The sequence below is a fragment of the Deinococcus pimensis DSM 21231 genome, assembly GCF_000519345.1.
GTDB classification, from domain to species: Bacteria; Deinococcota; Deinococci; order Deinococcales; family Deinococcaceae; genus Deinococcus_A; species Deinococcus_A pimensis.
Map to the genome: position 1 here is coordinate 20327 of NZ_KI912650.1, position 2868 is coordinate 23194.

Annotated in this window: 3 protein-coding genes; 2 read left to right on the forward strand and 1 reads right to left on the reverse strand. The window is 73.5% G+C overall.

What is annotated here, in order from left to right; translation table 11 throughout:
• Window positions 1-127 precede the first annotated feature (127 nt).
• The gene (locus DEIPI_RS0114060; protein ID WP_027482180.1) at window positions 128-886 is read right to left on the reverse strand and encodes a 2-phosphosulfolactate phosphatase; all 759 of its coding nucleotides are present in this window, start codon (window positions 884-886) and stop codon (window positions 128-130) included.
• A 174-nt stretch (window positions 887-1060) separates the two neighbouring features.
• Here DEIPI_RS0114060 and DEIPI_RS0114065 point away from each other — a divergent pair, with 174 nt between their 5' ends.
• Entirely contained in the window at window positions 1061-1735 is a 675-nt protein-coding gene (locus DEIPI_RS0114065; RefSeq protein ID WP_045234345.1) for a Crp/Fnr family transcriptional regulator, read from the forward strand.
• Window positions 1736-1770: 35 nt separating this feature from the next.
• The coding region (gene bshC, locus DEIPI_RS0114070; RefSeq protein WP_027482182.1) for a bacillithiol biosynthesis cysteine-adding enzyme BshC at window positions 1771-2868 on the forward strand (1098 nt) is incomplete at its 3' end.

Sequence of the window (2868 nt, forward strand, 5' to 3'; positions counted from 1 at the left end):
ATCTCCGGGTTGAGCGTCACGACGGTGTGCGGCGCGCGCGCCTCCTCGAACATCCAGCGGCCCAGGATGCCCACGGCGCCGTCGAGGTCGACGGGGTCGAGCGGGAAGCCCATCAGGTCGAGGCGGTTCACGCGGACGCCTCCTGCGCGGCGAGGGCGCCGCGCCCGACGTTCTCGAAGGCGTAGACGGGGTGGCCCTCCACGGTCAGGGTCTCGCGCAGACGCGGCACGGCGTCCGAGTGGGAGATCAGCGAGGCCACCGCGAGGTCCTCGTGCAGGCCGAGCCGCATGAGGAGCTGGCCGCTCTCGCTCTGCGCGAGCGCCTCCTGCGGATCGGCGAAGGCGCGCAGCAGGGTCTGCGCGAGCCGCACGCGCTCGCGCGCCTCGACGCCGCGACCCTCGCCCTGCTTCACGACGCGCCGCGCGAGGAAGCCCGCGCAGACGATGTCCTCGATGGCCTCCTCGCCGCGCATGCCCGCGCAGACGATGCTGATCTCGTCACGGGCGAGTCGCAGCGCGGCGTCCGTGACGGCGCGGGCGTTGTAGAAGCTGCCCAGCAGCACGTGCCGGGCGCCCGTGACGTGCGCGAGCGCGCGAGGGCCGTTCTCGGTGGTGAGGACCACGTCGCGGCCCTCGAAGCGGGCGCGGCGCAGATCGTCGGGCGAGGCGCTGTAGTTGAAGCCTTCCGGGGGGAGGCCGTCGCGCTCCCCGGCGAGCAGCAGGCCCCGCTCGCCCGCGAAGGCGCGCGCGGCGCGCAGGGACGGCGTGACGTACACGCCCGCGCGTTCGAGCAGGATCGGGGCGGCCGTGGTGGCGCGCAGCACGTCCACGAGGATCACGACGTCCGCGTAGTCCTGCCCGGGCAGGAGATCAACCCTGAGCCGCATCCGCGTCCTTCTTGTCCGGAATCCACACTGTGGGAAGAATCGACATCCGCTGTTCCTTTCACCTGCCCGCACGCTCGGAGGCGGCGGGGCGCGCGTCTGAAGGGGGATTGTATCACGCCCCGAAACGTGCACTGCGCTTCGTTTGCCTCGCGGGGCGCCTTCGATACTGGCCGCATGCCTTCCGGCTTCCTGTCCGACCTGCCCGAAGGGGCGCGCGCCAGCCTCCTCGCCGTGGCCAGGCGGTCCCGCGCGGGACGCGGCACCGTCGTCTATCACACCGAGGACGCCGCCGAGACGGTCTACCTGCTCGAAAGCGGACGCGTGCGGCTCTACCGGATCGGCGCGAGCGCGCGTGACGTGACGGTCGCGGTGCACGAGTCGGGCGAGCTCTTCGGCACGTCCGCCCTCGGCGGCCCGGAGGCCTACGGACACTACGCCGAGGTGCTGGAGGAGGCGGAACTGCTCGCGCTGCCCGGCGGGACGCTGCGTGAGTTGCTGCGCAGCCAGCCGGAGCTCGGCGTGAGCCTCAGCGCGCAGCTCACCCGTCAGACGCGCGCGCTGCAGGAGCGGCTCGCTCAGCTCGTCTTCCTGGAGGTGTCGCAGCGCCTCGCGGGGACGCTCCTGACGATGGCCGCCGAGAGCGGCGGCGAGGCGGGCGCGAAGAAGGCCCTCAAGGGCCGCGTGTCGCATCAGGACCTCGCGTACCTCGTGGGCAGCACGCGCGAGACGATCACGAAGCTGCTCGGGGAGTTCAAGGACCGCGGCCTGCTCGACCTGGGGTACCGCCGCATCGTCGTCCTCGACGAGGCGGGGTTGCGCGACGTCGCCGAGAACCCCATCCACAGCTGATCGTGCCCGCCTCTTCTCCTGTAGACTTCCCGCTGATGCCCCCCTCGATCGCCGACGCCTACCGGGCCGGAACCCTGCGAGACTTCTTCCGCTTCACGCCCGACGACCTCGACGCCGCCCGCGCGGAGTCGCCGCGGGACGTGGACCGCGCGGCGCTCGCCTCGGCCCTGCGGGCGTACCACTCGCGGCTCGGGACGCTCGACGCGGGCGTGGAGGCGCAGCTCGCGCGGCTCGCGCACCCGCGCTCGCGGGTGGTCGTGACGGGCCAGCAGGCGGGTCTGCTGACGGGCCCCGCGTACAGCGTGCACAAGGGCGCGGACGCCGTGCTGCTCGCGCGCGCCCTCGACCGTGACGACGAGCCGGTCGTGCCGATCTACTGGGTGGCGAGTCAGGATCACGACGTGGACGAGGTGGCGGGCGTGTCCCTGCTGGACATGGACGAGACGCCCGTACACCTGCGGCTCGACCTGCCGCGTGGGCGGATGGTGGGCCGCGTGGCCTGGCAGCCCGCCTGGTCACGCGCGGTCGAGGACGTGCTGGACCGCTTCAGCGCCCCACCCGAGCACGTCTCGCGCGTGCGCGAGCTCGTGCGGCGCTCGGAGGGCGGCAGCTGGGCGGACGTGTTCGCGCGGCTCGTGCACGGCCTGCTCGGCCGCGAGGGCCTCGTCGTCCTCGACCCGCTGGAGCCGGAACTCGCGGCGCTCTTCGCGCCCGCCCTGGAGCGTGAGCTGCGGGCGCCGACCCGCAGTTCGGCCCTCATCGAGGAGGCCGCCGGTCGACTCGAGCGGCTCGGCTTCGAGCCGCAGCTGCGGCGTCCCGAGGGCGCCACGAACCTCTTCCTGGAGTGCGAGGACGGCCAGCGACGTCTGCTGCGCGTGGACGGGCGGACGCTGCACGCCGACCGATCGTACACGGCGGAGGACGTCCTCGCGATCCTCGCGAGCGACCCCACCCGCGTCACGCCCGCCGCCGGGTTGCGGCCCGTCGTGCAGGACTCCGTGCTGCCGACCGTGGCGTTCGTGGTGGGGCCCGGCGAGATCGCGTACGGGGCGCAGCTGCGCGAGGTGTACGCGCTGCACGGCCTGCCGCAACCCCTGCTGTGGCCGCGCCTGAGCGTCACCTGGCTGGAGCCG

What these genes read in the sequence shown, in the direction of transcription:
- DEIPI_RS0114060 (WP_027482180.1), bottom strand. Translation starts at nt 886, where the DNA reads ATGCGGCTCAGGGTTGATCTCCTGCCCGGGCAGGACTACGCGGACGTC.
- DEIPI_RS0114065 (WP_045234345.1), top strand. Translation starts at nt 1,061, where the DNA reads ATGCCTTCCGGCTTCCTGTCCGACCTGCCCGAAGGGGCGCGCGCCAGC.